Annotated in this window: 19 protein-coding genes; 12 read left to right on the top strand and 7 right to left on the bottom strand. The window is 66.0% G+C overall.

Features of this window, described 5'->3' with window-relative positions:
• Positions 1-6: 6 nt before the first annotated feature.
• Positions 7-1956, top strand: a complete 1950-nt coding sequence (locus ACNJYA_RS32850) for a molybdopterin biosynthesis protein (protein WP_439401412.1) — start codon at positions 7-9, stop codon at positions 1954-1956.
• A 13-nt stretch (positions 1957-1969) separates the two neighbouring features.
• Here ACNJYA_RS32850 and ACNJYA_RS32845 read toward each other — a convergent pair whose 3' ends face one another.
• The 3 genes from ACNJYA_RS32845 to fdhD form a co-directional block, all read right to left on the bottom strand.
• Complete coding sequence (locus ACNJYA_RS32845; RefSeq protein WP_439401411.1) at positions 1970-2206, bottom strand: hypothetical protein; 237 nt, start codon at positions 2204-2206, stop codon at positions 1970-1972.
• Positions 2207-2271: 65 nt separating this feature from the next.
• Positions 2272-2856 carry a molybdenum cofactor guanylyltransferase MobA gene (gene mobA, locus ACNJYA_RS32840; RefSeq protein WP_439403501.1) on the bottom strand — a complete coding sequence of 195 codons (585 nt, stop codon included), beginning with the start codon at positions 2854-2856 and terminating at the stop codon, positions 2272-2274.
• Positions 2857-2920: 64 nt separating this feature from the next.
• Positions 2921-3811 (bottom strand): formate dehydrogenase accessory sulfurtransferase FdhD, encoded by an 891-nt coding sequence (gene fdhD, locus ACNJYA_RS32835; protein ID WP_439401410.1) that lies wholly within the window; start codon positions 3809-3811, stop codon positions 2921-2923.
• A 209-nt stretch (positions 3812-4020) separates the two neighbouring features.
• Between fdhD and mobB the strand changes: the two genes are divergently transcribed.
• The 7 genes from mobB (at position 4021) to ACNJYA_RS32800 (ending at position 12543) form a co-directional block, all read left to right on the top strand.
• Positions 4021-4548 (top strand): molybdopterin-guanine dinucleotide biosynthesis protein B, encoded by a 528-nt coding sequence (gene mobB, locus ACNJYA_RS32830; protein WP_439401409.1) that lies wholly within the window; start codon positions 4021-4023, stop codon positions 4546-4548.
• Positions 4549-4557: 9 nt separating this feature from the next.
• Positions 4558-5814, top strand: a complete 1257-nt coding sequence (locus ACNJYA_RS32825) for a molybdopterin molybdotransferase MoeA (protein WP_439401408.1) — start codon at positions 4558-4560, stop codon at positions 5812-5814.
• A gap of 47 nt (positions 5815-5861) precedes the next feature.
• A complete protein-coding gene (locus ACNJYA_RS32820) occupies positions 5862-6095 on the top strand; it encodes a sulfurtransferase TusA family protein (RefSeq protein WP_036011410.1) in 234 nt (77 codons plus the stop codon).
• A gap of 286 nt (positions 6096-6381) precedes the next feature.
• Complete coding sequence (locus tag ACNJYA_RS32815; protein ID WP_439401407.1) at positions 6382-8088, top strand: NADH-ubiquinone oxidoreductase-F iron-sulfur binding region domain-containing protein; 1707 nt, start codon at positions 6382-6384, stop codon at positions 8086-8088.
• Positions 8085-10853, top strand: coding sequence for a formate dehydrogenase subunit alpha (gene fdhF, locus ACNJYA_RS32810; protein ID WP_439401406.1), 2769 nt, complete (start codon positions 8085-8087; stop codon positions 10851-10853). Before ACNJYA_RS32815 ends, fdhF begins: the two co-directional genes overlap by 4 nt.
• 112 nt (positions 10854-10965) lie before the next feature.
• Positions 10966-11439 carry a Cys-tRNA(Pro) deacylase gene (gene ybaK, locus ACNJYA_RS32805; protein ID WP_271501980.1) on the top strand — a complete coding sequence of 158 codons (474 nt, stop codon included), beginning with the start codon at positions 10966-10968 and terminating at the stop codon, positions 11437-11439.
• 18 nt (positions 11440-11457) lie between these two features.
• The gene (locus ACNJYA_RS32800; RefSeq protein ID WP_439401405.1) at positions 11458-12543 is read left to right on the top strand and encodes a HupE/UreJ family protein; all 1086 of its coding nucleotides are present in this window, start codon (positions 11458-11460) and stop codon (positions 12541-12543) included.
• 13 nt (positions 12544-12556) lie between these two features.
• Here the strand turns inward: ACNJYA_RS32800 and ACNJYA_RS32795 are convergent, their stop codons facing one another.
• Positions 12557-13240 (bottom strand): GntR family transcriptional regulator, encoded by a 684-nt coding sequence (locus ACNJYA_RS32795; protein ID WP_439401404.1) that lies wholly within the window; start codon positions 13238-13240, stop codon positions 12557-12559.
• A gap of 148 nt (positions 13241-13388) precedes the next feature.
• Between ACNJYA_RS32795 and tcuA the strand changes: the two genes are divergently transcribed.
• Together tcuA and tcuB are read left to right on the top strand one after the other, a co-directional pair.
• The gene (gene tcuA, locus ACNJYA_RS32790) at positions 13389-14780 is read left to right on the top strand and encodes an FAD-dependent tricarballylate dehydrogenase TcuA (RefSeq protein ID WP_439401403.1); all 1392 of its coding nucleotides are present in this window, start codon (positions 13389-13391) and stop codon (positions 14778-14780) included.
• Complete coding sequence (gene tcuB / locus ACNJYA_RS32785) at positions 14767-15867, top strand: tricarballylate utilization 4Fe-4S protein TcuB (RefSeq protein ID WP_439401402.1); 1101 nt, start codon at positions 14767-14769, stop codon at positions 15865-15867. The genes tcuA and tcuB overlap by 14 nt, the downstream gene beginning before the upstream one ends.
• Positions 15868-15902: 35 nt before the next feature.
• On the opposite strand, the gene ACNJYA_RS32780 is transcribed toward tcuB, so the two are convergent.
• On the bottom strand, positions 15903-19307 hold the full coding sequence (locus tag ACNJYA_RS32780) for an acyl-[ACP]--phospholipid O-acyltransferase (RefSeq protein ID WP_439401401.1): 3405 nt from the start codon (positions 19305-19307) through the stop codon (positions 15903-15905).
• Positions 19308-19545: 238 nt separating this feature from the next.
• On the opposite strand from ACNJYA_RS32780, the gene ACNJYA_RS32775 reads away from it, so the two are divergent.
• Positions 19546-19668, top strand: coding sequence for a hypothetical protein (locus ACNJYA_RS32775; RefSeq protein ID WP_283813637.1), 123 nt, complete (start codon positions 19546-19548; stop codon positions 19666-19668).
• Positions 19669-19978: 310 nt separating this feature from the next.
• Complete coding sequence (locus ACNJYA_RS32770; protein ID WP_439403500.1) at positions 19979-20614, top strand: TetR/AcrR family transcriptional regulator; 636 nt, start codon at positions 19979-19981, stop codon at positions 20612-20614.
• Positions 20615-20624: 10 nt separating this feature from the next.
• Here ACNJYA_RS32770 and ACNJYA_RS32765 read toward each other — a convergent pair whose 3' ends face one another.
• Positions 20625-23273 carry an autotransporter outer membrane beta-barrel domain-containing protein gene (locus tag ACNJYA_RS32765; RefSeq protein WP_439401400.1) on the bottom strand — a complete coding sequence of 883 codons (2649 nt, stop codon included), beginning with the start codon at positions 23271-23273 and terminating at the stop codon, positions 20625-20627.
• A gap of 284 nt (positions 23274-23557) precedes the next feature.
• Entirely contained in the window at positions 23558-24871 is a 1314-nt protein-coding gene (locus ACNJYA_RS32760) for a GGDEF domain-containing protein (RefSeq protein ID WP_439401399.1), read from the bottom strand.
• Positions 24872-24890 lie beyond the last annotated feature (19 nt).

Genomic DNA, 24890 nt, shown 5'->3' with positions numbered 1-24890 from the left:
TCTGACATGACGATGATCCCGAAATCACCGGACCGCAGCGCGCTCGAGCAGGAGCAGTTCCTCAAGATCCTGTCGCGCGAGGAGGCCTTGGCGCGCTTCGAGGCGGCCTTGTTCCCGCGCGCGCTTCGAACCGAAACGCGCAAGCTCGCGGCTGCGCTGGGCACTGCCCTCGCTGAAGACGTCACGGCGCCGATCGACGTGCCGCCGTTCGACCGCTCCAATGTCGACGGCTTCGCCGTGCGCTCCGCCGACCTTGCGGCGGCCGGCGAGGGCGCGCCGGTGCGCCTCGCGCTGAATGGCGAGACCATTCATTGCGGGACCGCGCCGATACTGCAGGTGGCGGCCGGAACCGCAACGGCGATCGCCACCGGAGGTCCGTTGCCGCGCGGCGCCGATGCCGTGGTCATGGTCGAGCACACCCAGCCGGCCGGCCAGGATGCGATCGATGTCCGTCGCGCCGTCTCGCCGGGGCTATTCGTCTCGTATGCCGGATCCGACATCGCGCGCGGCGAGGCTTTGCTGCGCGCCGGCACCATCATCGGCTCGCGCGAGATCGGCATGCTGGCGGCTTGCGGTGTCGCCGAGGTGAGTGTCGTGCACAGACCGCGGGTTGCCGTCATCTCCACCGGGGACGAGCTGGTTCAGCCCGGCCAGGTGCTCGGGCCCGCCGAGATCTACGATACCAACGGCGCCATCGTCGCGGCCGCGATCGACGAAAACGGTGGTGAGGCTGTCTTCCTAGGCGCCATTCCGGACGACGAAGCCAAGCTCGAAGCCGCCATGCGCGACGCGCTTGCGGATGCCGACATGCTGGTGCTGTCGGGCGGCACGTCGAAAGGCGCGGGCGACCTCTCTCATCGCATCATCGGCCGGCTCGGCGCGCCCGGCATCATCGCCCACGGCGTTGCGCTCAAGCCCGGCAAGCCGCTGTGCCTTGCGGTGTGCGACGGCAAGCCTGTCGTGATCCTGCCGGGCTTTCCAACCTCGGCGATGTTCACCTTCCACGACATGATCGTGCCGGTGCTGCGCAGGATGGCCGGACTGCCGCCGCGCTCCGATGCCAAGGTGAACGCGACCGTGCCGGTGCGCATCGCCTCCGAGCTCGGCCGCACCGAATTCGTCATGGTTTCGCTGGTCCAGGGCAGGGCGGGCCTCATCGCCTACCCCACCGGCAAAGGGTCCGGTGCGATCACGTCCTTTGCGCAGGCGGACGGCTTTCTGCGCATCGACGCACTTGCCGACCAGATGCCGGCCGGCACCGAAACCGAGGTGACGCTGTTCACGCCGCATGTGCGCGTGCCGGATCTCGTCATCGTCGGCAGCCATTGCACCGGCCTCGATCTCGTCACCGCACAGCTCGCGCATGCCAGCCTGACCGTGCGCTCGATCGCGGTCGGCAGCCTTGGAGGATTGGCGGCGGCAAAGCGCGGCGAATGCGATCTCGCGCCGATCCATCTGTTCGACGATCGCAGCGAGACCTACAACACGCCCTATCTCGTCGAAGGACTCGAGCTCGTCGCCGGCTGGCGGCGGATGCAGGGCATTGTCTTCCGCAAGGGCGACAAACGTTTCGAGGGCCTGAGCGCAAAGGAGGCTGTTGCGGCTGCGCTCGCCGACCCCACCTGCATCATGGTCAACCGCAACCAGGGCGCCGGCACGCGCATCCTGATCGACCGGCTGCTCGGCGGGGCGCGTCCGGAAGGCTATTGGAACCAGCCGCGTTCGCACAATGCGGTTGCGGCGGCCGTGGCGCAGCACCGCGCCGACTGGGGCATGACCATTGCGCCGGTCGCCCACGCCGTCGGCCTCGGTTTCATTCCGCTGGCCGAAGAGCATTACGATTTCGCGCTGGTGACCGCGCGCAAGGACCGGCCAGCCGTGCGGGCCTTTCTTGATGCGCTCGGCTCGAGCGCAGCGCGCGCCGCACTTGAGCGCGCCGGTTTCCGGCCTGCGTAGATATCAGCGAGGGCTACGGTTGCGACGCCTGGTCGGTGGCGCTGGCGGCCTGATCGGATTGCTCGCGCCTGCGCTTCCGTTCCTCGGCCTCGGCCAGCGCACGCTGCGCGGCGGCCGGCAACGGCTTCGGATCGGGCGGAACCTCGACGGTGTCAGGCTTGCTCAGCTGCTTCGTGCGATCGATCACATCCGAAACATCGAGCGCAAGATCGAAGACATCGAAGACGACATCAAGGAGAGAGTCGGCCATGGTTCATCCCGGGGACAACGTACCGATCATTGGTCGTTCCCCAGCTCGGTCGGGTTCACGGCAGCTCAACGCAGTGGCTTAGGATGGTCATCCAGCGCCGCCAGCCGCTCGGCCTCGGCAATGTCCTCGACCGTGTTCGCATTGAAGAACGGATCGACCGGCTCGGTCGGCCAGGTCACTGTCGCGAGCGGATAGCGCGCGGTCCAGCGGTCGATCTTGCGGAGGTCTTCGACCACGAGGGCGTGGCGCAGTTCCTCACGCAAGGCGACACGCCACAGGCCGATCACCGGATGCGACTGCTCATCTGATGCAGCGACCGCGAGCTGTGCGTTCTCACGCGCGCGCGCCTCATGCAGGCGCGCCACGAGGTCGCGCGGCAGGAACGGACAGTCGCCGGCGGCGCTGAGCACCCATTCGATCTCCGGCCGGTTCGCCGCGGTCCAGTCGAGCGCCGCGAGGATGCCGGCGAGGGGGCCGGGGAAGCCGGGCACGTCGTCGGCGACGACCTGCAAGCCGAACGCAGCAAAGCGGGCGGGATCGCCGTTGGCGTTGAGGATCAGCTCGCTGCACTGGGGCGAGAGACGCGCGATCACGCGTTCCAGAATGGTGCAGCCACCGATGGTGCGCATCGGCTTGTCGCCGCCGCCCATGCGCCGCGCCAGCCCGCCGGCGAGCAGCACGCCGAGGGTCGGCGGAACACGCGCCGTGGAATTGTCAGTCGTCACCGCCTTCACCCTTGCGCTTGTGCTTGGCCGATTCCTCCTCGACATAAGCGAGGTTCTGGTCGTAGACGATGCGCTCTTCGCCTGCGAGCGCGATGAAGCGCTTGCCGCGCGTACGTCCGACCAGCGTCAGGCCGACCTGTCTTGCGAGATCGACACCCCAGGCGGTGAAGCCGGAGCGCGACACCAGGATCGGAATGCCCATGCGCACGGTCTTGATCACCATCTCCGAGGTGAGGCGCCCGGTGGTGTAGAGGATCTTGTCGGAAGCGTCGACGCCGTGGCGGTACATCCAGCCCGCGATCTTGTCGACGGCGTTGTGGCGGCCGACATCCTCGGTGTAGCAGAGCGGCGTGCCCTCCTTGCACAGCACGCAGCCGTGGATCGCGCCGGCCTCCAGGTAAAGCGAGGGCATGGTGTTGATGGTCTGCGTCATCTGGTAGAGCCAGGAGGTGCGCAGCTCCGCCTTGGGCAGCGCGACGCTCTCGACCGCCTCCAGGAGGTCGCCGAAGGCGGTGCCCTGCGCGCAGCCGGACGTCTGCGTGCGCTTCTTCAGCTTGGCCTCGAAATTGGTGTGGTGTGAGGTGCGCACGACGACCACCTGGAGGTCGTCGTCGTACTCGACCTCAGTGACCACGTCATTATATTTCAGCATGTTCTGGTTCAGCAGGTAGCCGAGCGCCAGATATTCGGGGTAGTCGCCGATCGTCATCATGGTGACGATCTCCTGGGCGTTCAAATAGAGCGTCAGCGGCCGCTCCATCGGCACCTTGATCTCGACCCTGGCGCCGGCCTGGTCGGTGCCGGTCACGCTCTGGGTCAGGCGCGGATCGTCCGGATTGGGGACGATCAGGGGCACCGGGGCTTTGTCGATCTTCATCATGGCGGCGAGGTTAGCATGACATTCGGGTCAAGCCGATATAAGCATGGCCGGGAATGGGCAAAATGCCTCCGCTCGTCATTGCGAGCGGAGCGAAGCAATCCAGAATCCTTCCGCGGCGGCAGTCTGGATTGCTTCGCTGCGCTCGCAATGACGCGGAGGGGGCCGCGGTTCCAGAAGGGACCTGGGTCGTTCGCGGACACGGAGCTGGAATGAAAGTCATCGGCCTTGCAGGATGGAGCGGTGCGGGCAAGACCACGCTGTTGACGCGGCTGATTCCGCATTTCAACGCGCAAGGCCTGCGCGTCTCCGTGATCAAGCATGCGCATCACCAGTTCGACGTCGACGTGCCCGGCAAGGATTCCTGGCGCCATCGCGAGGCCGGTGCGGCGGAGGTGCTGGTTGCTTCGTCGAACCGCTGGGCGCTGATGCATGAGCTGCGTGGGGCGGCGGAGCCGCGGCTGCCGGAGCTGCTCGAGAAACTCTCCGCGGTCGATCTCGTCGTGGTCGAGGGATTCAAGCGCGAGCCGCATCGCAAGATCGAGGTGCATCGTGCCGCCAACGGCAAGCCGCTGCTGTTTCCGGACGATCCCGGGATTGCCGGGATCGCGACGGACGTCGCGATTGACACGAGGCTCCCGACTGTCCATCTCGACGATATCGAAGGCGCCGCGGCATTGATGCTACGGGCGGCGATGCCGGTCGAGGAAGCGGTGGCAAGAAGCGCCGCGATACGCTGACGAGGCACCATGGCGCAACTGTCGGACGATTGCTTTGCCTTCGGCGGCCCGATGATGTCGGTCGACGAAGCCGTTGGCCTCATCACGACGCGCGTCAGTGCGATCGTCGATCTCGAGACGGTTGGGCTCGTCGACGCGGACGGACGCGTGCTCGCGGGCGATGTGGCCGCGCCTCTGCCGCTGCCGCCCTTCACCAACTCCGCAGTTGACGGCTACGCCGTGCGGAATGCCGACCTTCCGGCAAGGGCCGAACAGGCGTTCCCGCTCGACGGTCGCATTCAGGCCGGCGGCCTTGCGCAGGCGCCGATCAAGCCCGGCCACACCGCGCGCATCTTCACCGGCGCGCCGATGCCGCCGGACGCGGAGACCGTCTTCATGCAGGAGGACGTCCGCATCGATGAGTCCGGGAAGATCGTGTTGCCGCCGGGGCTGAAGCCCGGCGCCAATGTGCGACCCGCAGGCGAGGACATTCCCCAAGGACACGTCGCGCTCCGCGCCGGCCAGCGCCTGCGGCCGCAGCATGTCGCGCTTGCCGCCGCGTTCGGCCTGACGAGGCTCGACGTCGTCAGGCGCATCCGTGTTGCCGTGTTCTCGACCGGCGACGAACTGGCTTCACCCGGCGAGCCGCGCGCCGCCTCGCAATTGTTCGATTCCAACCGCTTCATGCTGATGGCGATGCTGCGGCGGCTCGGCTGCGAGGTCAGCGATCTCGGCATTCTGCGCGACGAGCGAACGTCGCTGGCGAGCGGCCTGAAGCAGGTTGCGGGCGACCATGACCTGATCCTCACCACCGGCGGCGTCTCGACCGGGGAGGAGGATCACGTCAAGGCGGCGGTGGAGAGCATCGGCTCGCTGGTGCTGTGGCGGATGGCGATCAAGCCCGGCCGTCCCGTGGCGATGGGCATCATCGACGGCACGCCGCTGATCGGACTGCCCGGCAATCCCGTCGCGAGTTTTGTCACCTTCGTCCATGTGGTGCGGCCGACGGTGCTGGCGCTGGCGGGTGGGCTGCCGGAGCCGCTGTTGCCGATTCCGGTGCGTGCTGCGTTTACCTACAAGAAGAAGGCCGGGCGGCGTGAATATGTGCGCGCCTCGTTGCGGCGCGCGCAGGACGGCGGGCTCGAGGCGATCAAGTTCCCGCGCGAAGGGGCCGGGCTCTTGTCCTCGCTGGTCGAGACCGACGGCCTCGTCGAGCTCGGCGAGGACATCACGAATGTCGAGCCGGGGCAGGATGTCGGCTTCCTGCCCTACGCCAGCCTGATCTGAGGCCTCCCCGCGTTGACGCAGCCGTTCCACGCCGCCATGGTGCGGCCATGACCAGGACGACACTCGATCTCACCGGGCTGAAATGCCCGCTGCCGGCGCTCAAGACGCGCAAGGCGCTCAAGCCGCTCAAGGCAGGCGACCAGCTCGAAGTTCACTGCACCGATCCGCTCTCGGTGATCGATATCCCCAATCTGATCCGCGAGACCGGCGACAAGGTCGAGATCACCGAGCGCAACGAGGCGCGCATCGTGTTCCTGGTCGAAAAGAGTGACGCCCCGTAGAAGGCGATGTTCACGGCGGCGGCCTTTGTGCTCCCGCCGTAGCCTCGGACCGGGCATTCGATAGGACTTCGCTATCGCAGCACGGGACACCTTTATTGATCTCCCGACCAATTCGGGCTTCGCTCCATCAATGGCCCGTTGGGACGAAACGCAGGCCGTGTCTGGGCAGTCACGTCTACCCTGAGTTTCGCTTAAACGCTTCCGCGAACATCACAATTCGCTTGGCATCTGGCATGCCAGGGGCTAGAAGTGGAGCCGTTCTAAAAGAAGAGATCGAGACGAATCGATGAGCCACGAGGACGTGCACAAGGTCCGCTCCTTCGAGCATCCCGGTGAGGGACGCCGACGCGCCAAGGCGACCCCCAAGGGGCGGCAGGTCGATCCCACGGCCGCGCACGAGATCGAGCTGTTGCTCGGCGACAGGCCGCGGCGGCGCGATCTCTTGATCGAGTATCTGCACCTGATCCAGGGCAAGTACCATCAGATCTCGGCTGCGCATCTGGCCGCGCTCGCCGACGAGATGAAGCTCGCCTTCGCCGAGGTGTTCGAGACCGCGACCTTCTACGCGCATTTCGACGTGGTGAAGGAAGGTGAACCCGACATTCCCCCGCTGACGATCCGCGTCTGCGATTCGCTCACCTGCGCGATGCTTGGCGGCGAGAAGCTGCTCGAGGATCTGCAGAGCGCGTCAGGTCCCGGCATCCGCGTCGTGCGCGCGCCCTGCGTCGGCCGCTGCGACACAGCGCCGGCCGCCGAGGTCGGGCACAATTTCGTCGACCACGCCACCGTCGCCAACGTCATGGCGGCAGCCAAGGCCGGCGACACGCACGCGCATCTGCCCACATATACCGAGTACGATGCCTACGTCGCCGATGGCGGCTACAAGCTACTCAATCGCCTGCGCTCGGGCGAGCTGTCGAAGGACGATCTCCTGAAAGCGCTCGACGACGCTTCGCTGCGTGGACTTGGCGGCGCCGGCTTTCCCACCGGGCGCAAATGGCGCGCCGTGCTCGGCGAGCCCGGGCCGCGGCTGATGGCGATCAACGGCGACGAGGGCGAGCCCGGCACGTTCAAGGACCGCTATTACCTCGAAACCGATCCGCATCGCTTCATCGAGGGCATGCTGATCGGCGCCCATGTGGTGCAGGCGAGCGACGTCTATATCTATCTGCGCGACGAATATCCGGCCTCGCGCGAGATCCTCCAGCGCGAGATCGCAAAGCTCCCGCCGGGCGGCCCGACGCTGCACCTGCGGCGCGGCGCCGGCGCTTACATCTGCGGCGAGGAATCCTCGCTGCTGGAGAGCATCGAGGGCAAGCGTGGCCTGCCCAGGCACAAGCCGCCTTACCCGTTCCAGGTCGGCCTGTTCGGTCTGCCGACGCTGATCAACAACATCGAGACGCTGTGGTGGGTGCGCGACATCGTCGAGAAGGGCGCCGGTTGGTGGAAGGGCCATGGCCGCCACGAGCGTCACGGCCTGCGCAGCTTCTCGGTTTCGGGACGCGTCAAAAATCCCGGCATGAAGCTCGCGCCCGCGGGTATCACCGTGCGCGAGCTGATCGAGGAATATTGCGGCGGCATGGCCGACGGCCATCGATTCTACGCGTATCTGCCGGGCGGTGCGTCCGGCGGCATCTTGCCGGCATCGATGGACGACATTCCGCTCGATTTCGGCACGCTGGAGAAATACGGTTGCTTCATCGGCTCGGCTGCGATCGTGATCCTGTCGCACAAGGACAGCGTGCGCGCTGCCGCATTGAACCTGATGAAGTTCTTCGAGGACGAGAGCTGCGGCCAGTGCACGCCGTGCCGCGTCGGTACCCAGAAGGCGGCGCTGCTGATGCAAAGGCCGGTCTGGAACCGTGCCTTGCTGGAAGAATTGAGCCAGGCGATGCGCGATGCCTCGATCTGCGGGCTCGGACAGGCGGCATCGAACCCCCTGTCCTCCGTGATCAAATATTTCCCTGACGAGTTCAAGGAAGCGGCGGAATGACGAAGATTACGTTCGAGCTCGACGGCAAGCAGGTCGAGGCCAAACCCGGCGAGACGATCTGGCAGGTCGCAAAACGCCAGGGCCGCGACATTCCGCATCTCTGCTACTCGCCGGCGCCCGACTATCGCCCTGACGGGAATTGCCGCGCCTGCATGGTCGAGATCGAGGGCGAGCGCGTGCTCGCCGCGTCCTGCAAGCGCACGCCGTCGGTCGGCATGAAGGTGAAGACGGAATCCGCGCGTGCGGTGTCGGCGCAAAAAATGGTGATGGAGCTGCTCGTTGCCGACCAGCCGGCGCGTGAGACGTCACACGATCCGGATTCGAAGTTCTGGCACTGGGCCGAGACCACTGGCGTCACCGAGAGCCGCTTTCCCGCCGCCGAGCGCTGGGCAACCGACGCCAGCCATCCGGCGATGCGCGTCAATCTCGATGCCTGCATCCAGTGCGGCCTCTGCGTGCGCGCCTGCCGCGAGGTCCAGGTCAACGACGTCATCGGCATGGCCTATCGCAATGCCGGCGCCAAGATCGTGTTCGACTTCGACGACCCCATGGGCGAGTCCACCTGCGTTGCCTGCGGCGAATGCGTGCAGGCCTGTCCGACCGGCGCTTTGATGCCGGCCGTGATGCTCGACGAAAACCAGACGCGCGTGACCTATGCCGACAAGAAGGTGGATTCGCTCTGCCCGTTCTGCGGCGTCGGCTGCCAGGTCACCTACGAGGTCAAGGACGAGAAGGTGATCTATGCGGAAGGCCGCGACGGCCCCGCCAACCACAATCGTCTCTGTGTGAAGGGCCGCTTCGGCTTCGACTATATCCACCATCCGCATCGCCTGACGAAGCCGCTGGTGCGGCTGCCGAACGCGAAGAAGGATGCCAACGACCAGGTCGACCCGGCCAATCCGTTCACGCATTTCCGCGAAGCGAGCTGGGAGGAAGCGCTCGACATCGCCGCCAAGGGTCTCGTCAAGATCCGCGACGACAAGGGCGTGAAGGCGCTGGCCGGCTTCGGTTCGGCCAAGGGCTCGAACGAAGAGGCCTATCTGTTCCAGAAGCTCGTGCGCACCGGCTTCGGCTCCAACAACGTCGACCATTGCACCCGCCTGTGCCATGCCTCGTCGGTGGCGGCGCTGTTCGAAGGCCTCAGCTCTGGCGCGGTGTCGGCGCCGTTCTCGGCTGCGATGGACGCCGAGGTCATCGTCGTGATCGGCGCCAATCCGACCGTGAACCATCCGGTTGCAGCGACCTTCATCAAGAACGCGGTCAAGCAGAACGGCGCAAAGCTGTTCGTGATGGACCCGCGCCGGCAGTCGCTGTCGCGTCACGCGACCAAGCATCTGCAGTTCAAGCCGGGCTCCGACGTCGCCATGCTGAACGCGATGATCAACACGATCATCACCGAAGGCCTGACCGACGACCAGTACATCGCCGGCTACACCGAAGGCTTCGAGGACCTCAAGGAGAAGATCAAGGAATTCACGCCGGAGAAGATGGAACCGATCTGCGGCATCCCGGCGCAAACCCTGCGCGAAGTAGCGCGCACCTATGCGCGGGCAAAATCCTCGATCATCTTCTGGGGCATGGGCATCAGCCAGCATGTCCACGGCACCGACAATGCGCGCTGCCTGATTGCGCTCGCCCTGATCACGGGCCAGGTCGGCCGTCCCGGCACCGGCCTGCATCCGCTGCGCGGCCAGAACAACGTGCAAGGCGCCTCCGATGCCGGCCTGATCCCGATGTTCCTGCCGGACTACCAGCCGGTGGGCCGCGATGACTTGCGCGGCAGCTTCGAAAAGCTCTGGCAGCAGGATCTCGATCCCGTGCGCGGCCTGACCGTGGTCGAGATCATGAACGCGATCCACGCCGGCGAGATCAAGGGCATGTATATCGAGGGCGAAAACCCCGCGATGTCCGATCCCGACCTGCAGCATGCGCGCCATGCGCTGGCGTTGCTCGATCATCTCGTGGTGCAGGATCTCTTCGTCACCGAGACTGCGTTCCATGCCGACGTGATCCTGCCGGCCTCGGCCTTCGCCGAAAAGGACGGCTCATTCACCAACACCGATCGCCGCGTGCAGCTGGCGCGCCAGGTGATCAAGCCGCCCGGCGATGCGCGGCAGGATCTCTGGATCATCCAGGAGATCGGCAAGCGCATGGGCCTGCCGTGGAATTATGCCGGTCCCGGCGACGTCTTCACCGAGATGGCAGAGCTGATGCCGTCGCTGAAGAACATCACCTGGGAGCGGCTGGTGCGTGAGGGCGCGGTCACTTATCCCGTCGACGATCCGAACAAGCCCGGCAACGAGATCATCTTCACCACGGGCTTCCCGACCGCGAGCGGCCGCGGCAAGATCGTGCCGGCCAAGGTCGTCCCGCCGGACGAGATTCCCGACGACGAATATCCGATGGTGCTCTCGACCGGCCGCGTGCTGGAGCACTGGCACACCGGCTCGATGACCCGCCGCGCCCAGGTGCTCGACCAGATCGAGCCGGAGGCGGTCGCGTTCATGTCACCCAAGGACATGCGCAAGAAGAAGCTGGTGCCCGGCGATTTCATTCGCCTGGAGACCCGCCGCGGCGCCGTCGAGGTCAAGGTCCGCTCCGACCGCGACGTGCCGGAGAACATGGTGTTCATGCCGTTCTGCTACGCGGAAGCGGCCGCGAACCTGCTCACCAACCCGGCACTGGACCCGTTCGGCAAGATCCCGGAGTTCAAGTTCTGCGCAGCGCGGGCCGAGCGCGCCGAGATGCGGGACGCGGCGGAGTAGGGGCCTCCGCCGTCATTGCGAGCGAAGCGAAGCAATCCAGACTGCCTCGCCGGCGGGATTCTGGATTGCTTCGTCGCTTCGCTCCTCGCAATGACGGTGCTACATGTGACGCATGTCCAAAGTCACCCCCGCCACACGCGCACTCGCAGCCGCCGGTGTTGCCTTCACCGTTCACACCTACGACTATGATCCCGACGCCGAGAGCATCGGGCTGCAGGCGGCGGCCGCGCTTGGCGAGGACCCTGCGCGCGTCCTGAAGACGCTGATGGCGCTGGTCGACGGCAAGCCGGTCTGCGTGGTCGTGCCGTCCGACCAGGAGGTCTCGATGAAGAAGCTGGCCGCGGCGGCGAGCGGCAAGTCGGCCCAGATGATGAAGCCGCCCGAGGCCGAGCGCGTCACCGGCTACAAGGTCGGCGGCATCAGCCCGTTCGGGCAGCGCAAGCCTGTGCGCACCGTGATCGAGCAGAGCGCGCTCGCCCATGACCTGGTCTATCTCAATGGCGGCCAGCGCGGCTTGCAGGTCCGGCTGAAGCCCACCGATGTGCGGGATGTTCTGAAGGCGGCCGTGGCGGATGTGCTGGCGTGAGCGCGATGGAGCGGGATCATGAGGCGGCCGCTCCTGGCGTGGCTCGCGGTGCTGCTCGGCCTCGCGCTTCCGGCGGAGGCACATGAGGTCAACCTCATCACGGCACGGGTGGCGCTGAGTCCCGATCGCACGGTGAGCGCCGAGCTCGGATTGAAGGGCAGCGACGTCGATCGCCTGATCGGCACGAAGATTTATGATGCGAGGCGGGATGCGGTCGATCCCGCCGCCGTCGAAGCGGCCAAGCCCGCGATCCTCGCCTATATGGGCACGCATCTGGCTGTTACAGGAGGTGCCAGGGCCTGCTCCGCTGGAAATGCAGCGATCCTGGCGGACGGTGACGGCATCGTCTATCGCAACAGCTTTGCCTGTGCCGACGCTGCCGGCGATATCATCTATCGCTCCACCGTACTGACGGAGAAAGACAAGACCGCGCGGCAGGTGGTGCTGATCGCGCAGGGCCGGTCCGAGACGCAGGCCTTGCTCGACGCCGACAACACGACGGTGACCCTCTCGACGGCGCCGCCGTCGCTGTCCTCTACGATGCAGCGTTATCTCGTCACCGGCGTCGAGCACATCTTCCTCGGTTACGATCACGTCGCATTCCTGGTCGCGATCGTCTTGTGGGCACGCCGGCTCTTGCCGGTCGTCAAGATCGTGACCGCCTTCACCATCGCTCACTCCCTGACGTTGTCGCTGGCGGCCCTGAACGTCCTGGTCATCCCGAGCCGCATCGTTGAGCCCGCGATCGCGGCCTCGATCGTGTTCGTCGCCGTCGAGAACTTCTTTTCGCGCGATGTCGACAGGCGCTGGCGGGTGGCTTTTCTGTTCGGCTTGATCCACGGCTTCGGCTTCGCCGGCGCGCTTCGCGAGATCGGCCTGTCCCCTGATGCGATCGTTCCGGCGCTGGCCGCCTTCAATGTCGGCGTCGAGATCGGGCAGATCGCGATCGTCGCGCTGCTGCTGCCGGTACTTGGCGTGTTGGACCGCGTGACTGCGGCCGGCCGGGAGCAGCCGGCACGAGCGGCAAGGCTGGTTTATGCCACGTCCGCAATGATCGGTGTGCTCGGCGGCTATTGGCTGCTGACGCGCGTGTTCGAGGCGTGATCGGGCAGACGACTTACTGCTTCTGCAGCAATTTCAACCGGCAGCGGAGAGCTTCGCGGATGTGTGCACGCGCGAGTTGCTCGGCCTTGTCGCCGCTGCGGGCGGCAATCGCATCGATGATCTTCCGATGCTCGCCGTGGCTGGTCGTCGGGCGTCCCGCCACCGTGAAGGTGGTCGGGCCGAGCAGGGCGATCCAATCCTGCAATTCCCGCGAGGCGTTGTCGAGATAGCGGTTCCGCGCCGCGCGGCAGATGGCCTCGTGGAAGGCGCGGTTGAGCCGCGCCATCTCGGCGGCATCGGTCGCGGATGCCTCGACAAAGGCCTGCTCGATATCGCGGAGCGCGTCGATCTCCGGCGCTGAGGCGTGCTCGGCGGCGAGGCGCGCGGCGGCGCCCTCCATGATCTCGCGCATGGCGTAGAGCTCGAGCACCTCGGAGATGTCGAGATTGCGGACGATCAGCCCGCGGCCGCCGGCAGGCGCGACGAAGCCGCGCGCGGCGAGCCGGCCCAGCGCCTCCCTCACCGGCGTGCGGCTGACCTTCAGCCGCTGGGCGACCTCTTCCTCGCGCAGCCGGTCGCCGGCGCGGTAGCTGCCGGCCTGGAGCGCCTCGCACAGCGAGCGGAACACGGCTTCGCCGAGCGCAACGCCGCCTCCGCGCGCGATCGTCCCACCTGAATTTGCCGGGCGTCTGGCCATTGTCCCTCGGTGCGTCTCCTGCCCATGCAGATGCCGCTTGCGCGACTTATGTATATCTTTGTATACAAAGGTACGCAATGGCGGATCGGCGCGATCGAGACCGCCGGCTGGCGGAATGTCTCCAACTTCGCCGCATCGGGCAGATGGGATGAGCAGCAAATACGACGTGCTGGTGATCGGCGGCGGCAATGCGGCCCTGTGCGCGGCGATCAGCGCGCGGCGCGGCGGCGCGTCCGTGCTGGTGCTCGAAGGCGCGCCCAAATTCTACCGCGGCGGCAACACCCGCCACACCCGCAACATGCGCTGCGCCCATGACGCGGCGACCGAAATCCTGACCGGCCCCTACACCGAGGAGGAGTTTTGGGAGGACCTGCTGCGCGTCACCGGCGGGCAAACCGACGAGGTGCTGGCGCGCCACATGATCCGCGAATCCAAGGACATCCTGAACTGGATCGTGGAGCAGGGCGTACGTTGGCAGCCCTCGCTCGGCGGCACGCTGAGCCTCGGCCGCACCAATTCCTTCTTCCTCGGCGGCGGCCGGGCGATGCTGAACGCGCTGTATCTGACCGCGGAGCGGCTCGGCGTCGCCGTCGAATACGACGCCGAGGTCACCGACCTCGTGATCGAGGACGGCATGTTCCTCGCGGCGCGCCTCAAGCGGCCGATCAAGGGCGAGACCGAGATCCGCGCGACGTCGCTGGTTGCCGCGGCCGGCGGGTTCGAGGCCAACATCGAGTGGCTGAAGCAATATTGGGGCGAGGCCGCCGACAACTTCCTGATCCGCGGCACGCCCTATAACCGCGGCTCGATTTTGAAGATGCTGCTGGACAAGGGCGTGCAGGAGGTCGGCGATCCCACCCAATGCCATGCGGTCGCGATCGATGCCCGCGCGCCGAAATTCGACGGCGGCATCATCACGCGCCACGACTCCGTCGTGTTCGGCATCGTCGTCAACAAGCACGCCCAGCGCTTCTACGACGAGGGCGAGGACATCTGGCCGAAACGCTACGCGATCTGGGGCCGGCTGGTCGCGGCGCAACCCGACCAGATCGCCTATATCATTTTCGACTCGACCGTCGTGACCAGCTTCATGCCGACGCTGTTCCCGCCGATCGCCGGGCAGACGATCGCGGAGCTCGCCGGCAAGCTCGAGCTCGATCCGGTCGCGTTGGAGAAGACCATCACCGAATTCAACGCCGCGGTGCGGCCCGGGACCTTCGACCACACCATTCTGGACGATTGCGTGACGGAGGGCATCGCTCCGCCCAAAACGCACTGGGCGCGCCGGATCGAGACGCCGCCTTTTCTCGCCTATCCGGTGCGGCCCGGCATCACCTTCACCTATCTCGGAACGCGCGTGAACAAGGAGGCGCGCATGCTGATGAAGGGCGGCAAGCCGTCCGCCAACATGTTCGCGGCCGGCGAGATCATGGCGGGCAACGTGCTCGGCAAGGGCTATGCGGCCGGCATGGGCATGACCATCGGCAGCGTGTTTGGGCGAATCGCAGGACGGGAAGCGGCGAAACATGCACGGAACTAGGATTTTGGACGAGGCCGACCGTCTGATGACGGTCTGTAATTCCTGCCGCTATTGCGAGGGCCTGTGCGCGGTGTTTCCGGCGATGGAGATGCGCCGCGCCTTCTCCGATGGCGATCTCAGCTATCTCGCCAATCTCTGCCATGCCTGCGGCGCCTGCTACGTCGACTGCCAGTTCTCGCCGCCGCACGAGTTCAACGTCAACGTTCCCGAGACGCTGGCGGTCGCGCGCGCGGAGTCCTATGCGGCCTATGCCTGGCCGCGTGCGCTCTCCGGCGCCTTCGCGCGCAACGGCCTCGTCATCAGCATCACCGCCGCGCTCAGCATGGCGGCCTTCATTCTCGCCTTTGCCGCCTTGAATGACCGCGGCGTGTTGTTCGGCGTGCACACCGGGCCCGGCGCCTTCTACAAGCTGATGCCGCACAACGCGATGGCTGCGCTGTTTGGCGCCGCATTCCTTTACGCGATCCTCGCACTTGTCATGAGCGTGCGCGCCTTCTGGCGCGACATCGGCGCGCCCATCGGCGACCGTGCCGATGGCGGCTCGATCTTTCAGGCAATCCGCGATGCCGGCGAGCTGCGCTATCTTCATGGCGGCGGCGTCGGTTGCTACAATGAGGACGACAAGCCCACCGACCGGCGCAAGCTCTATCACCACCTGACCTTCTACGGTTTCATCCTGTGCTTCGCAGCGACGTCTGTTGCGACGCTTTATCACTATCTGCTCGGCCGCGAGGCGCCGTATCCGTGGTGGGACCTGCCCGTGGTGCTCGGCACGCTCGGCGGCATCGGCCTGATCGTCGGGCCGATCGGCCTGTTCGCCGCCAAGATGCGGCGCGATCCCGCGCTGCTGGACGAGTTCAGCTACGGCATGGATGTCGGCTTCATCGCCATGCTGTTCCTGACCGGCCTCACCGGAATGCTGCTGCTGGTGCTGCGCGAGACCGCCGCGATGGGACCGCTGCTCGCGCTGCATCTCGGCGCCGTGTTCGCATTGTTCATCACCATGCCCTACGGCAAATTCGTGCACGGCATCTATCGCTTTGCCGCGCTGGTGCGTTACGCGCAGGAGCGGCGGACGGCGGCGTGACCCGCGCACCGCCCGCTCGGGGCCCGGTGAACCTCCTATGCCACATCGCGCTCTGGCGCTGATGCCTGCTCGCGGGCCATTGCCGTCGCCGTGACGTAATCGGTCTTGCCGGTGCCGAGCAGCGGCACCTTGTCGACCACCATGATCGTCGCGGGCACGGTCAGCTCGGAGGCGCCGATGGTCTTGGCCTGGGCCTGCATCGCACTGCGTTCGGCATTCTTCTCGGTGGTCAGCAGCACGATGCGCTCGCCCTTGCGCTGGTCGGGGATCGAGACCGCGACGGATGCTGCCTGCGGCCACAACGTCGCCGCGATGGCTTCGACCGCCGACAGGGAGACCATCTCGCCCGCGATCTTGGCAAAGCGCTTGGCGCGGCCCTTGATGGTGATGAACCCGGCCGCGTCGATCGAAACGATGTCGCCGGTGTCGTGCCAGCCGTCGGGGAGCACTTCGAGCACGCCGGGATTTTCGGCCCTGAGATAGCCGAGCATCACGTTCGGCCCGCGCACCGAGAGGCGTCCGCCTTCCTCGATGCCGGGGACCGGATCGAGGCGGCTTTCCATCAGCGGCGAGAGACGGCCGACGGTGCCGGGACGGTTGGCCATCGGCGTGTTCATCGCCAGCACCGGCGCCGTCTCGGTGACGCCGTAGCCTTCGAGGATGCGGATGCCGTAGCGCTCCATGAACACCTGCCGCGTGCGATCCTTGACCGCCTCGGCGCCGGCGATCACGAGACGCAGGGTGCGGAAGTCGTAAGCGTGCGCCGAGCGGGCATAGCCGGTCAGGAACGTGTCGGTGCCGAACAGGATGGTCGCGCCGGTCTGGTAGATCAGCTCGGGCACGATCCGGTAGTGGAGCGGCGAGGGATACATGTAGATCGGAATGCCCGCCAGCAGCGGCATCATCATTCCGCCGGTCAGCCCGAAGGAGTGGAACACCGGCAGCACGTTGAACACCTTGTCGTTGGCATTGGCATCGACCCGCGCCAGCGCCTGCGCCGCGTTGGCGAGGATGTTGCGATGGGACAATACCACGCCCTTCGGCGTTCCTTCCGAACCCGAGGTGAACAGCACGACGGCGGGATCGTTGGCCTGGCGGGGTACGCGCGGCGTGGTGCCGGCGAGCAGGCCCTTGACCTTGTCGACGGTGCCGATCGAGGCACGGACGTCCTCGAGATAGACCACACGCGCCTCCGCGGAGATCGCGGCCATCAGCTTGTCGAGCTTGCCCTTCTCGATGAAGGCCTTCGAGGTTAGCACCGTCTTGACCTGCGCGGCCTTCATGGCGGCGAGGACGTTGACCGGACCGGCCGAGAAGTTGAGCATCGCCGGCACCCGGCCGCTGTTCTGCAGCGCCATGAAGACGACGGCGACGCCCGCGGAGTTCGGCAGCAGCACGCCGACATTCTCGCCGACGGCGGTGCCGCTCTCCAGCTTCCGGCTCAGCACCTGCGCGCCGAGGATCAGCTTGCGGTAGGTCAGCTTGGTGCCGAGCGCGTCCTCGATGATGACCTTGCCGGTATCGCGGTCGCGATAGGCGTGTCCGAGTGCCTCGAACAGCGTGTGATCGAGCATGGCGTTCTTGACGAGAGCGTCGATCATGACGTCCTGCAGCGCGGCGCCGGCCGCGTTGCGGCGTGCCTTGCCCTTGAGCGCTTCGTCGACCGGAAGCTTGACCGGCGGCAGGATGGTGACCGTCACGCGCGGAAACCACGACCGCTTGATCTGGCTCGAGTTGAGATAGCTGAGATAGGAGCGCTGCGCGCCTTCGATGCGGACCGGCACGACCACGGCGTCGGCCTTGTCCGCGATCATCGCGGTGCCGTCATACACCTTCATCAGCGAGCCGGAGACGGTGATCCGTCCTTCCGGGAAGATCACGACGGGCTCGCCTGCGGCGACGAGCTTGATCAGGTCGCGCGCGGCCAGCGGCTTGGTCGGGTCCATGGTGTAGTGCTTGACGACGCGCAGGAACGGCTTGGCCCACCAGGCCTTGGCGATGCCGGTGTCGACCGCAAAGCTCGCGTCGATCGGCAGCACGGCGTGCAGCAGCGGGCCGTCGATCAGGCTGACATGGTTGGGCGCGATCAGCATGCGCGTGCCCGGAGGCGGCAGGTTCTCGAGCCCCCGCACCTCGGTACGGAACAGGGCGCGGAACAGCAGCCCGCCGGCATCGCGCACGCCTTCCTTGCCCCACTTGGTCAGCACGAACCACACCGCGCCGAAGCTGGCGACGCCGAGGCCGAAGAAGATCCAGCCGACATGGAGACCGGCCGCCTGCAGCAGCGCGACGAACAGCGAGCCGACCACCATGAAGGCGGCCTGCAGCACGTTGCCGGCGGCGATGATACGGGCGCGCTCGGAAGGTTCGGACCAGGCCTGGACCGCGGCAAAGGACGGAACGACGAACAGGCCGCCGCCGAACGCGAAGGCGACGAAGTCGGCCAGCATGCGCAAGCCGGCGAACGAGGTGGCGAAGCCGAGCGCGGTGATGTCCTGCCCCTTGGCGGTGACGCCGATCGCCCAGGCGAGATCGAGGCCGGCAAAGCCCATGATGATGGCGCCGATCGGCACCAGCGCCAGGTTCGGGCGAACATGGCTGAGGCTGGCGGCAAACAGCGAGCCGATGGCGATGCCGATCGCGAAGACGGCAAGGCACAGCGTCACCACGCCCTCGGTGCCGCCGACGACCTCCTTGATCAGCGCCGGCAGCAGCGACAGCACGATGGCGCCGACCAGCCAGAACCAGGAGACGATCACGGTGCCGTCCCACAGCCGATGATCGGCATGCAATGTCTTGAGCAGGCTCACCGTTGAGGTCCAGGGATTGGCATCGACGGGCAGCTCAGGCGCGGAGGGCGTCGTCTGCGGAATGCGGGACGCGAACGCCCAGGACAGCACGGCCAGCACGACCACGGCCGATGCGACCCAGCCCATATGCGCGGAGCCGGCCACGAACTGGCCGCCGGCGACGGTGCCGAGCAGGATCGCCATGAAGGTCGCGCCTTCGACCAGCGCGTTGCCGGTCGCGAGCTCGCCGAGCTCCAGCTGGTCCGGCAGCATGGCGTATTTCACGGGGCCGAACAGAGCGGCGATGGTGCCGAACAGCGCGAGCGCTGCGAACAAGAGCGGCACCGAATGCAGGAAGAAGCCGGCAGCGGCGAAGGCCGCGGCAAAAATCTCGGCGAATTTGAGCCGCCTTGCGACGACGGATTTGACGTATTTGTCGGCGAGCTGGCCGCCGAGCCCGGACAGGATGAAGTAGGGGAAGATGAAGACGGCACCTGCGACCGTGACCAGCGCATCGCCATGGCCGGTCGCCGCGCTGTAAAGCAGGATGATGACGAGTGCGTTCTTGAGCACGTTGTCATTGAGCGCCGAGAAGAATTGCGCCCAGAACAGCGGCGCGAAGCGGCGTGACGACATCAATTCCCTGATCATGACCAGTCCTGTTCCAAAAAGGCAGCCTGAGATTGTTGCGTTGTCTGTGAAACGTCACGACCGGAAGCGCATGGGGCGAACGATTGCGCGGCAACGAAGTTGCTGGCCTGCTCTGTCCCCTCGGTTCCTCCGATCCTGTTGGTCTTCAATTGGTCTCGTTAGGTTCGCAAATATCTGGTCGAGGTCGCGGCGGACCCGGGCGGCAGCAGCCTCACTCGCCCGGATATGGCGCCGGGCGATGAAGGAAAAGCTGAACCGCATCGCTGAAATCCGCCGGATCGGCCGCGCAGGTCCAGACATGGTGAGTCCATCCTTGCAGTCGGCGCTTGCATTCGAACCGACCCGCGCGGGCCTCAAGTGAGATGGGCGAGGTGGCGAAACGGCGAGAGGCGGCCGAGCAGGCTGAACCGCCGCCGCTCTTGACGCGCATGGGCGCGGCTCGCTCGCCACATCCGGAAGGTCGCCCGGCGCTCGGCGAGCACGCCCGCAACGTCGCAGGCCGTGGCGATGCGATTGATCGGCGCCATGGCGAACCGCAGCAGGGCGCGGCCGAGCCCGGTCACGAGGGCGGCGGCGTCATCGGCGAAGGTGGTGACGATATCGACAGCAAGGGTTTGCATTTTCCAGGTCTCCAGGTTAAATTGAACAATGTTCACATGAGTAGTTTGAAAATGAACAATGTTCAAGAAGAATCGCGACGCGACCAGAAAAAATTTCGGCGCCGGCTGCAAATCGTCGAGATTGCCCGCGGCATTATCTCAGCTAAGGGGCTGAGATCATTGAAGGTTCGGGACGTGGCGGAGGCCGCCGGCTGCTCGGTTGGCAGCGTCTATAACGAGTTCGGCGACTTCGACGGGGTCATCCTGACGGTGAACCGGGAAACGGTTCAGGCGCTCACGACCCGGCTCCGGGGTGTTCCTGCCGAGGATCCGGTTCGCCAGCTCTATGGGCTCGCCGAGACCTATCTCGACTTCTTCGCCGCGCACGCCAATCTGCTGCGCTCCCTGTTCGAGCATCGGATGGAGGACGATCGCCCCTATCCGGACGATATCCTGCAGATGGTGATGGATGCGTTCGCGCTGATGCATCCGCCTTTGGTGCGGCTCTTGCCGGATGCGGATGACGTGAAGATCGCGCTGCTGTCGCGCACGCTGTTTTCCGCCGTGCATGGCATCATCTCGCTCGGTCTCGAGGAGCGCATGGTGGCCGTGCCGTCGCAGATGCTGCGCCAGCAGATCGAACAGTTCGTCGACACCCATCTCAGAGGTCTCGGCATTCTGCCGGTCGGTGCAGGGCTGTCTCGATGAGGCGCCGCCGCTACCAGGTGTAGCGCAGGCTCGCGGTGCCGGAATAAGTGGTGCTGTGAGCCGCGAGCTCGCCGTCGAACTTGGCCGACAGGGCAACACCGTTCGAGAATTTCAGCTCGGCCCCGGCGGATGCGAGGGCAGCGTCTTTCGCCGGCGTCGCGCCATTGACGATGAAGCTGGCGCCGGGCAGGGCCTGGAAGGCGGCGACGAGCGTCGGATCGCTCACCCAATCATGGGCCCAGGCCGCGCGAGCCCGTAGCGTCAGGACGGCACTCGGCGAGACCAGCATCGCCCGGTCGAAGCGTGTGCCGAGCTCACTCCTCGTGTGGGAGGCCGTGCGTCCCTGATAGGTCAGCCCAAAGCCGCTGCCGGCCGGATCAGTTTCGGTATAGGTCGGCGTGCGAAATGCCTGCGCCTGCGCAGCCGCGTAGGGCGTGAAGCCGCCGATCGGCGTGGCGAAGCGATAGCCGCCCTCGATGCGGCCGCCCACGGTCTGAGCGTCGAACTTTGCGGTGAGCTGGTTGCCGAACGGTGCCAGGCGGTCCGTCGACATCCAATGATTAGCCACGGCGAGAGAGGCGGCGAAATAGGCGGGTCCGTTGCGGACCGCGGTGTACACGCCGGCCTGGACCGCATCGCTCTTGCCGCCGCCGATCGCCTGCGCCAGATCCCACTTGGTGCCGCCGCCCGAGAGCGCAAAGCCGACGACGGCGTCGCGGCTGACATGATAGTCGGCGCCGGCAGCTACGCCGCCGGCGCGGGCGCTGAGGTCGTGGCTGCCGATCACGACCGGGTCGCCGCTGGTGCGATTGGTGCCGCCGAACGCCGCGCCCCAGGCGGTCCAGCGCTCGGCAAAGGTCGGCGCCTTCGGCGGGGCGCCCAGAACCTTGTTGTAGGCGAGGGCAATATCCTCCGGCAGCGCGGCGCGCTCGGGGCTGAAGCCGAGCGCAGTGTCGCTGGCGCTCGTGGTACCGCGTCCGCTCACGAACGGATCGAGCATGAGGCCGAGGAACTGGCTGGTGAACTGGAACGCGCCCTGCTGCGCGCCGGTGGCAGCTTCGCCTGAGAGCTGATCGAGATTGTAGCGGAGCTGGGCGTCGCTTTGCCCTGCGAAAGACGAGAGGAAGGGCAGATTGGGGCCGAATGCGCTCAGCGCGCCGGCCACTTCCTTCTGGTTTTGCGTCTGTGCGATGGAGAGGAACGCGGCGTTGTTGTAGTTGAGCGTCAGGAAAACGTTGAATCCGTCATAGCTGAGGGAGGACGCGAACAGCTGCGGATTGTATCCGCTGACGGTCACGCCCGCGAAGCTGCCGGTGAGGCCAGCCGTCGTGCTGAGGATGGTATACTGTGTCGAGGGATTGTAGGCGCCTGCAAGTGTGGTGACGGCGACGGTGCCGCCGGTCAGCGTCGCGCTCATAGCGGCAATCTTGTCAGATTGTCCGGCCGCGTTGACCGAGATCGCGTACGTCGACCCTGACTGGAACGCCGCATTGCTGTTGACGACGAGTTGACCGAGATTGCCGGGCGCGACCGTACCGCCCGACACCACGGTGAGCGATCCGATCATGCCGCTGCCACCGAGCGTGCCGCCGGTCACGACCGTCCCGAAGTTGGCCATCGTGCCGTTGACGATGAGGGTGCCGGCCTGGACGACCAGGGCGGCCGCGTCCATCGTGATGCCCGTCAGCGTCCAGGTCGAATTGCCGTTTTTTTCCAGCAGCTCGAAGTCCTTGAACTGGCCGGCCGCGCTGAATGTGCCGAGGTCGAATGCCGCGTTGGCGGTCCCGCCCAGGCGCAACGTGTCCATTCCGTTCCCACCCACGACCCAGCCCGTGATGTTCGATCCCGCGCGCAGCTCGAAGACGTCGTTGCCATTCTTGAGGTCGACGGCGGTGCTGACCCCACTGCTGCTGATCGCGCCCGAATTGACGATGGTGTCTTGACTGTTCGAGCCCGAAATTGCGGTGCCGACACTCGAGATCGTTCCCGCATTGTTGATGACGTTGCCGTCAGCTGCGCTGTTGAGATCGATGGCAGCGACATTGCCGGACTGCACGAGGCCGCTCGACAAGATGTTCACCTGGTTGTTCGCCGCTCCAGCGCCGATGCTGATTCCGATAGCTCCGAGGGCGCCGCTTCCCACCGCGCCGGCGATCTCGACGACGTTGTTGCTCGAATTGGCGAGGCCGATGCTCGCCGAGCCAAGGGGTGTCGATGCAACCACCGCCCCGGCATCGATCGTTATGGTGTTGTTGCCTCCACCGCTCACGTCGATGCCGTCATTGCTGCTGGATGTGACCGACGCGTTGCCGAAGACCCTGACTGCGCTGTTGGATGCGAATTGAAGAAATATGCTCGCAAAGGTGGGGTCGCTCACCGTGGTCGCGGTGGTGCCGTCCCCGATGTTGACGGTGACGCCGGTGACCACGGCTGCTGTTTTGATCTGGGTGTTGTTCCCGACGCAGGTAACTGAATCGCCCGATTGAAGCGTCGTTAGCGTGCCGCTCCCGGTCATCACACACACCGCTTGTGCCGGCGTGATGAACCCCGGCAGCGAGCTGCCCAGGGCACCGATCGTGGTGCTCAAGAGAAGCGCGCGCCGCCGGCGCGTCGTTGCACGAACGATATTGCGCGGGGCGATCAAATCATTCCAAGGCACTTCCAAGCTCCTCTCGGCGCGGTCCGGGCGGATTCGTACCCGCAGCATCGGGCGCACCCATGCTTAGCGAGTGAGGCCCCGGCCATCGTGGACAGGGGCGCAATGCGACGTGTCAGAATGCGAAGGGCGCTGCTTTTTCAGATCGATGTGGCCGCGGCGTCACAACTGTGCTGCGTCACCGCATTGTGGGGCGCGCCGGATGGATCGGGGCGCCTTCGGTGGGCCTGAGGCACCTCAACCTGATTGCGATGGCGCTGGAGATGAATTTGGGGGCTAGGCGGCAATCAGCCCTTTGCAGCGATGACCTCGCGCGGCCGGTGCGCGACCACGACGACGTCCGGTTTTCCGCTCTCGACCTGAACGCGGTTGCGTCCCTTTTCCTTGGCGCGGTAGCAGGCGGCATCCGCGCGCCGCATCGCATCCTCGAGCGTGATGTTGCCGTCGGCGATGCAGGCGACCCCGATGCTGGCGGTCACGGCAAAGCCGCGGTCGTCCCAGGTGAAATCGAACAGCTCCAGCGACCGGCGCAGGCGCTCGGCGATGTCGACGGCATCGAAGGGGGAGCATCGCGGCAGGATCAGGCCGAATTCGTCACCGCCGAGCCGGGCCACCAGATCATGCGCATGCCGGTCCTGTTGTAGCAGGCGCGAGACCTGGCAGAGCAGGCGGTCGCCGGCGAGATGGCCGCAGCTGTCGTTGACGCTCTTGAACTGGTCGAGGTCGATCAGGATGAGGGCGAGCGCACCCGCCGCGACATTGTCCAGTTCGCCTTGCAGGCGCGCCTCGAAGGCGCGGCGGTTGCAAAGGCCGGTCAGCCAATCGTGCGATGCCTGCCAGGCCAGGCGCTCCTTCTCGGCATGCAAGGCGTCTTCGAATGACTGCCGTTGCAGCACCAGCCGCCGCGTATGCCAGATCAGCAGCAGGATCAGCGTCGCGGCGGTGAGGACATTTATGCCCGTCAGCATCAGCTTGATCGCGCGGGAGCCTTCGCCGAGGACGGTGGAGAACCGCTTGGCATGCACCGTGAACTGGGCATTGAGCTCTGACAGCCGCGACGACAGGAATTGCAGGCGGCCGTCGTCCTGAATGGGACCTTTCTCCAGCTCGGATCGGATGACCTCGCCGAACACGCTGAGCTCCAGCAGCATGGGGTCGGTGGCGGCCCATTCCCTGATCGCGTCCTGGAGGAAGCTGACGCGGTTGAAATAGCGAAACAGCCAGATCAAACCCGGGACATCGTCGGGATGGTTGCCGCCTTGCAGAAAGCCGATGCGGGCGGCCTCGACGTCGACCGGATCGCGCTCCAGCGCCCAGCGCGCGAACTCGTCGCCGATGGGAACGGCGAGTGAAGCCTGATATTGCGCGAACTGGCTCGGTTCGCCCGAATGCAGATAGAGATTGAGGAAATAGACGGCGTTCTTCTGCGAGCGTGACCAGAGTGCTTCGCCGGCGACATAGGCGCGGACCGACGACATCACCTCGAGGCTGAATCCGGCGATCGCCGCCTGCAGCAGGACGACCATCACGAAAGGCAAGACGAGCTTGATGACGTGAAGGAAGTTGCCGCCCTTCACCGACGCCGCTGTTCTGCGAAACACACTAGTCCCCAAGTCGATC

It is taken from the genome of Bradyrhizobium sp. BLXBL-01 (genome assembly GCF_051853025.1).
Lineage (GTDB): Bacteria > Pseudomonadota > Alphaproteobacteria > Rhizobiales > Xanthobacteraceae > Bradyrhizobium.
This window is presented reverse-complemented; position numbering and strand designations above follow the sequence as displayed.

What these genes read in the sequence shown, in the direction of transcription:
- ACNJYA_RS32850 (WP_439401412.1), top strand. Translation starts at nt 7, where the DNA reads ATGACGATGATCCCGAAATCACCGGACCGCAGCGCGCTCGAGCAGGAG.
- ACNJYA_RS32845 (WP_439401411.1), bottom strand. Translation starts at nt 2,206, where the DNA reads ATGGCCGACTCTCTCCTTGATGTCGTCTTCGATGTCTTCGATCTTGCG.
- mobA (WP_439403501.1), bottom strand. Translation starts at nt 2,856, where the DNA reads ATGGGCGGCGGCGACAAGCCGATGCGCACCATCGGTGGCTGCACCATT.
- fdhD (WP_439401410.1), bottom strand. Translation starts at nt 3,811, where the DNA reads ATGATGAAGATCGACAAAGCCCCGGTGCCCCTGATCGTCCCCAATCCG.
- mobB (WP_439401409.1), top strand. Translation starts at nt 4,021, where the DNA reads ATGAAAGTCATCGGCCTTGCAGGATGGAGCGGTGCGGGCAAGACCACG.
- ACNJYA_RS32825 (WP_439401408.1), top strand. Translation starts at nt 4,558, where the DNA reads ATGGCGCAACTGTCGGACGATTGCTTTGCCTTCGGCGGCCCGATGATG.
- ACNJYA_RS32820 (WP_036011410.1), top strand. Translation starts at nt 5,862, where the DNA reads ATGACCAGGACGACACTCGATCTCACCGGGCTGAAATGCCCGCTGCCG.
- ACNJYA_RS32815 (WP_439401407.1), top strand. Translation starts at nt 6,382, where the DNA reads ATGAGCCACGAGGACGTGCACAAGGTCCGCTCCTTCGAGCATCCCGGT.
- fdhF (WP_439401406.1), top strand. Translation starts at nt 8,085, where the DNA reads ATGACGAAGATTACGTTCGAGCTCGACGGCAAGCAGGTCGAGGCCAAA.
- ybaK (WP_271501980.1), top strand. Translation starts at nt 10,966, where the DNA reads ATGTCCAAAGTCACCCCCGCCACACGCGCACTCGCAGCCGCCGGTGTT.
- ACNJYA_RS32800 (WP_439401405.1), top strand. Translation starts at nt 11,458, where the DNA reads ATGAGGCGGCCGCTCCTGGCGTGGCTCGCGGTGCTGCTCGGCCTCGCG.
- ACNJYA_RS32795 (WP_439401404.1), bottom strand. Translation starts at nt 13,240, where the DNA reads ATGGCCAGACGCCCGGCAAATTCAGGTGGGACGATCGCGCGCGGAGGC.
- tcuA (WP_439401403.1), top strand. Translation starts at nt 13,389, where the DNA reads ATGAGCAGCAAATACGACGTGCTGGTGATCGGCGGCGGCAATGCGGCC.
- tcuB (WP_439401402.1), top strand. Translation starts at nt 14,767, where the DNA reads ATGCACGGAACTAGGATTTTGGACGAGGCCGACCGTCTGATGACGGTC.
- ACNJYA_RS32780 (WP_439401401.1), bottom strand. Translation starts at nt 19,307, where the DNA reads ATGATCAGGGAATTGATGTCGTCACGCCGCTTCGCGCCGCTGTTCTGG.
- ACNJYA_RS32775 (WP_283813637.1), top strand. Translation starts at nt 19,546, where the DNA reads ATGAAGGAAAAGCTGAACCGCATCGCTGAAATCCGCCGGATCGGCCGC.
- ACNJYA_RS32770 (WP_439403500.1), top strand. Translation starts at nt 19,979, where the DNA reads ATGAACAATGTTCAAGAAGAATCGCGACGCGACCAGAAAAAATTTCGG.